This is a genomic window from Nocardia sp. NPDC050435 (assembly GCF_040655395.1).
Taxonomy (GTDB): domain Bacteria; phylum Actinomycetota; class Actinomycetes; order Mycobacteriales; family Mycobacteriaceae; genus Nocardia.
On record NZ_JBFAJW010000017.1, the window covers coordinates 149,646 to 155,645 of the forward strand.

The following is a 6,000-nucleotide window of genomic DNA, read 5'->3' on the forward strand; positions in this document are numbered from 1 at the left end:
CGATCCGCTACCGGAACCGGGTGCGGCGCCCGCGCGCGGTCCGGGAGGGGTCGGGATGGTGTGCCCGGATCTCCCACAGGCATCCGAATCAGGCCGACAGTAGCCGCCCGGCGACCTCGGTCGCGTGGGTCGGTCACCAGGTGATCGTCGGGACTTCGGCGGCGATCATCTCGCGCGGTGCCATCACAGACCCGTCGACCAGGAGGCCGACGATATAGCCGAACTGTCGACGACCCCCGTCCCGCGGAGCTCCCCACCGTGTGGGCGCGTGGACTGTTCTCCATTCGGCCGCTTTCTCAGAACAACTGATCCGGTGGCGGCCTCTGGTGGCCTCTTCGCGATTTTCGGTCGAGCACCGCCGCGATCTCGTCTTCGACCTGCTGGAGTTGGCGCTCCAGCATCACCCGATCCCGCCCGCGAGCACCGGCGAGGTCGGCGAGCAGCTCGTCACGGTCTTCCCGTAGTTCGGCGAGCTTGCTGTCGGTGATCTCGGCGCGCAACCGGTCGAGGTCCTCATCGGCCATCACCCGAACCTACCGCCGCGCTCGTGGCTTTCCACGGCCTCGCCCTGGCGCTGTGCTCGCACCGTTTCAGAACAGGAGTTCCTCTATGCCCGCTGCTGTCGCTGTCCCTGACCCAGTGGACCTGATCACCGCCTTGCCAGAGGCCCTCGGCGTCATCCCGCACCGGTCGCTGGTGTTCGCCGTCATCGTCGCCGACGCGGCCAGTGGTGCACCGGGATTGGCCGGTGCGGCGCGCTTCGATATCGATATCGCCATCCACGGCCGTCTGGCCGGCAGCGAGATCGCGATAACTCTCGAGCGGCTGTCCACGCGAGCGCGCGTGGCCGGGGTCGTCGCGGTGATTGTCGATGACCGGGTCTCGGCCACCCACGGCCGTGCCCGCGACAAACGTCGCCAGCGCCGCATGCTCGATCGGCTCCGCCGCGAGGTGGCCGCAACCCCGGTCGCCGTGCTGGGTTGGTGGGCGGTCACCGAGATCGCCGAAGGCGCACCGTACCGTGACCTCGACCACCCGCGTCGCCACGGACGGCTGCCCGCTCGCACTGCCGCCCGACCGTCCTCGGCGGAGAACTCTCTCGAACCGGACCCCGCGCTACACCGGCGAGTGCTGGCGGCGATGCCCGGCGCGATCGCCGCTGATCGTAGGCTGCGTGCCGGGACGGTCGAGCCGAGTGGACGGATGCTCACCGCGCTGGTGCTGCGGGTGTTCGAACTGCTGCGCCGCTCCGCAGAGCACGAGCTGTCACCGGATCAGCTGGCCGAACTCGCTGTCGGGCTGAGCTATCGGCAGGTGTCGGCGGTGATGCTGGCGCTGCCGCTATATCCGTGCGCGCGGACCGCCGAGCGGATGTGGATGCTGCTGACCCGCACCCTGCCCGATCCGTATCGGACCGAACCCGCGGTCCTGCTGGGGTTTTCGCTCTACGCCCGCGCCGGATCCACCGCACTTGCCCGCCGGGCACTCGGCATCGCGATGACTACCGAGCCCGAGCATCGCCTGGCCCGCACGATCTCCCGTGCTCTCGAGTCCCCGACACAACAGCCACTCGTGCGCGGCGTCCTCTCCGACGGCATCGCCGACGCGATCCGGCTCGGCATCGATCTCACCGCTCAAGCCAGCTTCCCGGAGGTAGACCCGTGACCAGCATCGACCGAACGCGCGCCCTGTGGGCGCTGCTGTCTCGCCGGGTCTCGAGTGACCCAGCCTCCTACCTGTCGCTGATCCGGCATCTGGGCGCTACCGATACCACCACGATCTTGCACAACTTCGTCGACGAATACTTCGGGCGGCACCGGGCAGCTGCGTGGGAATGCGCGGTCCATGATCTCGAACAGATCCAGCGTCTGGGTGGCCGGTTCGTGATTCCCGGCGACCCCGAATGGCCGGCCGACTTGCTGGCCGCCATGTCCGGCGTCGACGCCGCACCGGAGTCGATGATGCCGGCGGGGCTGTGGGTGCGCGGGCGGGCGTTGAACGACGTGCTGGGACCGGCGCTGGCCGTGGTCGGTGCCCGCGCGAGCAGCCCGTACGGCGAACACGTCACCGCCGAGATCGTGGCCGCCGCGACCAGCCGCGGGTGGACGATCCTGTCCGGTGGCGCCTACGGCGTCGACGTCGCCGCCCACCGCGCCGCCCTGGCCGCCGACGCGCCGACAGTGATCGTCGCCGCGCATGGGTTGGATCGCGCCTACCCGAATGAACATCGTCAGATCTTCGAGCAGGTGGCACAGACCGGGGCGCTGATCTCGGAGTACCCGCCCGGCGTCAGGCCCGCGAAACCGAACTTCCTCGCCCGCCACCGGTTGATCGCCGCACTCTCGGGTGCGCTGGTGGTTGTCGAGGCCGGGTTGAGATCGGGCATTACTGCCGCTGCCTTCCGGGCGCAACGCTTGGGGCGGCCGGTGTTCGCGGTGCCGGGCCCGATCACCTCCGCCAGCTCACGCGGCTGCCACGAACTCATCGCGGCAGGACGCGCCCGATGCGTGGTCGGCACCGAGCAGCTCCTCGCAGAGCTGTCCTCGTCGGTCGCCGAAACCCCCTAGCGGCCAGACGAACTCCACGACAGCACCGCCGCGCACTCGCAGCGCCGATGCGCGCGACCGCCGCCGCATCACCTCGGCTGCGGCCGATTCCATCACAGTCCCTTCGCAGAGAGGAACTTTCGCATGTCCACAACCCACCCGGTCCACACCGTCGACCGCACCGAGTACGAACGCCTCCAGCACACCGGTCACGCCGGCTCGGTCGAAGTCGTCCAGGTCACCGCGGTGCTCGAGCACTGGCGCGAGGCCTACCCGGATTGGTCCGGGCAGCACTGGGCCTTCACCGCCGACGAGCACGGCGTCTTGTTCCTGCATCCGCTCAACGTGACCCGCCGCCGCTCGTCCTGACCCATCCCGCATTCGCCGCCGCACTGAGGAGTCCGCATGCCCGCCACCGCCACCGTCGCTGAAACCGAAACCGACCGTGCCACCACCACACTGACCGTCGTCCCCGACACCGTCGACACCGCCGACAACCTCGAGGACTCCCCGGCCGCCGGTGAGTCCACGAGCCTTCCGGCGGATCTGCCCGAGATCGGCGTCCAGTGGGTGCGTGTCACCGATGTCGTTCTGGCCGACAACGTCCGCAAGACCTTCGATTTGGCCGAGCACCCCGACCAGGTCGCCTCGATCAGGGAATTCGGGGTCCGCGACCCGATCAACGCCATCCGCGAGGCCGATGGTCGTATCGTCGCCTACGACGGCCAGCTGCGCCTGCTGATCGCGGCCGAGGTCGGCCTCGAGTACGTGCCGGTGTACTTCACCGCCGCCCCTGAGGGCGTCAGTGCCAACGAACGCGCGATCATCCGCACCCGCGATCAGATCATGTTCAACGACCGCCGGATCGGGCTCACCAAGGGTGACCGGGCCCGCGGCATCGCCGACATGCTCGACCTCGGCGCGACACCGACCCGGATCGCGCGCGAGTTGCAGATGAAACGCGACGAGGTCAAGACAGCCGCCAAGATCGGAGCCTCCCCGACCGCGCGCGCTCTGGCCGACGGCCACCAATTCAGCTTCGATGAACTCGCGATCATCGGCCACTACGAAGCCCTCGGCGACACCGACGCCGTGCGGCGGTTGACCGCCAGCGGCGGCTACGGCTTCCGTTACGAGACTCAACGCATCGTCGACGAGCACGACGCGACACGCGCGACCCTGCGCGCGTCGCTGCCCTACGGGGCACGTGGATTCGGTGTATTGACCGCCGAACCCGACACCAGCGGTGAAGACGCGCAGTTCCTGCCCGCCGAGCTGCTGGTCGACGCCGAAGGCGAGCCGCTGACCGTCGAGGCGATCGATGCCGATCCGTCGCGGTATGTGGTGTATCTCGAACGGGAGGACGCCACCGATCTGGTGAACAAGGCCACCGGGGAGATCGTCGACCGCGACGCCGTGGACTGGAGCACCGAGGACGACGCCGAAGCCACCGCCGGGTCGGGGTTGCTGCACGTCGGCCAGGTCGAGGAACGCGAACGCTGGACCCCGCTGATCTACCTGCCCGCCCGGGCGCTGGCCGAGAGCGGCCTGCACCTGCAAGCACCCGCGCTCGACGAGGCCGCCCAGGTCGCCGCCGCGCTCGAGGCCCAGCGCGCCGCCGAAGAACGCGAACACGCTCGCCAGGCGCGGCGACGGGTGATCGAACTCAACAAGCGCGGCGATGCCGCCAACAAACGCCGCGAGGAGATCACCAAGGAATTCCTGGAGCGGCGCACCCCGCCGACCCAGGCCGCCAAGTTCGTCGCCGGGTCCATGGCTCGCGCCCTGGAGCCCAGGGAACTGCAAATCGTGTTGCGCTGGCTCGGGGTCGGCGGCAGCCGCGACAGCCTGCTTCAAGCGATCGAATCGGCGAGCGTGCAGCGGGCGTGGGTGATCGTGCTGGCGATGGCCATGGCCCCGCACGCGCTGGCGATCGGCAAGTCGCTGTGGCGTGACGCGGGCCCGGGCACCGCCCGGTATCTGCGGTTCCTCGCCGAGGTCGCCGCCAGCAACGACTTCGCGTTGCTCGATGTCGAACAGGCCGCGGTCGGCGAGATCGACTACAACACCATCGACATTGCCGCCTGAGTGTCGTCTCCCCCACCCGCACAACAGTTTTCAGGAAGGAGCGCCCGTGTCCGGCGATACCGTCATCACCGTCATCGGGAATCTCACCGCCGCGCCCGAACTCCGCTTCACCCCCGCGGGCGCAGCGGTGGCCAGCTTCACCGTCGCCTCCACCCCACGGGTATTCGACCGGGATGCCCGTGCCTGGAAAGACGGTGCCGCGCTGTACATGCGCTGCAACCTCTGGCGTGAGGCCGCCGAGAATCTCGCCGACACCGACCTGCCCAAAGGGGCGCGGGTGATCGTGTCCGGGCGGCTCAAGCAACGCTCCTACGAAACTCGTGAGGGCGAGAAGCGCACCGTGGTCGAGCTCGACGTCGACGAGGTCGGGCCGTCGCTGCGCTGGGCCACCGCGAAGGTGAACCGCACAACCGGGCGACCCAACACCGGCAACGGCGGTAACGGTTTCGGGCGTGTACCGGTCTCGGCGGCGGTCGCCGCGGTCGAGACCGAGACCGACACGAGCGAGGGCCGCGAGCCGTGGGAGGTGCCGGTCTTCGCCGGACCCAACCCCTTCACCGACCGGCTCGCCAGCTGAGCGACCCGCTACCCCGCGTTCGGGGGCTCGGCGCGCCCTTCGTGCCGAGCCCCCCCTTTTTCTGTCGAGCAGAGAACAGGTTGTGATGAACAGACTCCAGCTGTGGTTTCCGGTGCGCGAGATCGCACCGCTATCCGAGCACGCGATGAACGCCGCCGAGCATGCCAACCCCTTCGCCGAGCCGGGCCGGCATTGCCCGCCCGCACTGGTGCTCGCCCGCGACGACGGGATCTATCTGTTCAGCAACGGCTTCCCGCGCCAAGTCGCCCCGGATCTCGCCGTGCCGTACTGGGGTATCCGGCATGTGCGCGCGGCCTCGGTGGACTACCAGCCCGATGAGGGCGGGCACGGCGACGACTTCGCCGACTATCTCGACCTCACCCAGGAGACCGAACGCGACCGTGTGCCGTTACATCGACTCATCCGCACCTACGCCCGCATCGATGCCTGGATGACCCTGTCGGTGTCGCCCCGCGGAATCGTCGTCGGCTTCCAGCGATCCGGGCCCGACACCGACTCGGCCCGAAATCCGAAGGGATCCTTGTGAGCAACGTCGTCGACCTGTGGTTCTCCCTGCCCGAGGTCCTTCCCTTGTCACGCCATGCGATGGACGCCGACGAGAACAGAATCTTCATCGATGACCCCGACGCGATCACCGTCCCGGTCGAGCCGACGTTGCTGCTGGTCGTCGCCAACGGGGCGTATCTGATTTCGACTGGCTGGCCGCGCCTTCCCGCCGACCCCGATCAGCCGGCGGCGGGCAGTCTCCGCGTCTACGCCCACAGCTTC

At 69.0% G+C, this 6,000-nt stretch carries 8 protein-coding genes; 7 read left to right on the top strand and 1 reads right to left on the bottom strand.

The features are described 5' to 3' along the window. Positions 1–296: 296 nt before the first annotated feature. Positions 297–524 (bottom strand): hypothetical protein, encoded by a 228-nt coding sequence (locus AB0I43_RS38310; RefSeq protein WP_357433649.1) that lies wholly within the window; start codon positions 522–524, stop codon positions 297–299. An 85-nt stretch (positions 525–609) separates the two neighbouring features. Here AB0I43_RS38310 and AB0I43_RS38315 point away from each other — a divergent pair, with 85 nt between their 5' ends. From AB0I43_RS38315 to AB0I43_RS38345, 7 genes are all read left to right on the top strand, one after another. Then, on the top strand, positions 610–1,665 hold the full coding sequence (locus tag AB0I43_RS38315) for a DUF4192 domain-containing protein (RefSeq protein WP_357433651.1): 1,056 nt from the start codon (positions 610–612) through the stop codon (positions 1,663–1,665). Beyond that, positions 1,662–2,567, top strand: a complete 906-nt coding sequence (gene dprA, locus AB0I43_RS38320; protein ID WP_357433653.1) for a DNA-processing protein DprA — start codon at positions 1,662–1,664, stop codon at positions 2,565–2,567. The genes AB0I43_RS38315 and dprA overlap by 4 nt, the downstream gene beginning before the upstream one ends. 123 nt (positions 2,568–2,690) lie before the next feature. After that, positions 2,691–2,915 (top strand): hypothetical protein, encoded by a 225-nt coding sequence (locus tag AB0I43_RS38325; RefSeq protein ID WP_357433655.1) that lies wholly within the window; start codon positions 2,691–2,693, stop codon positions 2,913–2,915. A gap of 36 nt (positions 2,916–2,951) precedes the next feature. Next, the gene (locus tag AB0I43_RS38330) at positions 2,952–4,634 is read left to right on the top strand and encodes a ParB N-terminal domain-containing protein (protein ID WP_357433657.1); all 1,683 of its coding nucleotides are present in this window, start codon (positions 2,952–2,954) and stop codon (positions 4,632–4,634) included. Between the two features lie 46 nt (positions 4,635–4,680). Continuing rightward, positions 4,681–5,211 carry a single-stranded DNA-binding protein gene (locus AB0I43_RS38335; RefSeq protein ID WP_357433659.1) on the top strand — a complete coding sequence of 177 codons (531 nt, stop codon included), beginning with the start codon at positions 4,681–4,683 and terminating at the stop codon, positions 5,209–5,211. Between the two features lie 85 nt (positions 5,212–5,296). Beyond that, positions 5,297–5,758: a hypothetical protein gene (locus AB0I43_RS38340; RefSeq protein ID WP_357433661.1), complete on the top strand. Its 462-nt coding sequence runs from the start codon at positions 5,297–5,299 to the stop codon at positions 5,756–5,758. Further along, on the top strand, positions 5,755–6,000 hold a 246-nt coding region (locus AB0I43_RS38345), incomplete at its 3' end, for a hypothetical protein (RefSeq protein ID WP_357433663.1). The genes AB0I43_RS38340 and AB0I43_RS38345, both read left to right, overlap by 4 nt.

Coding starts and splice junctions, on each gene's coding strand:
- AB0I43_RS38310 (WP_357433649.1), bottom strand. CDS start 524: ATGGCCGATGAGGACCTCGACCGGTTGCGCGCCGAGATCACCGACAGC.
- AB0I43_RS38315 (WP_357433651.1), top strand. CDS start 610: ATGCCCGCTGCTGTCGCTGTCCCTGACCCAGTGGACCTGATCACCGCC.
- AB0I43_RS38325 (WP_357433655.1), top strand. CDS start 2,691: ATGTCCACAACCCACCCGGTCCACACCGTCGACCGCACCGAGTACGAA.
- AB0I43_RS38330 (WP_357433657.1), top strand. CDS start 2,952: ATGCCCGCCACCGCCACCGTCGCTGAAACCGAAACCGACCGTGCCACC.
- AB0I43_RS38340 (WP_357433661.1), top strand. CDS start 5,297: ATGAACAGACTCCAGCTGTGGTTTCCGGTGCGCGAGATCGCACCGCTA.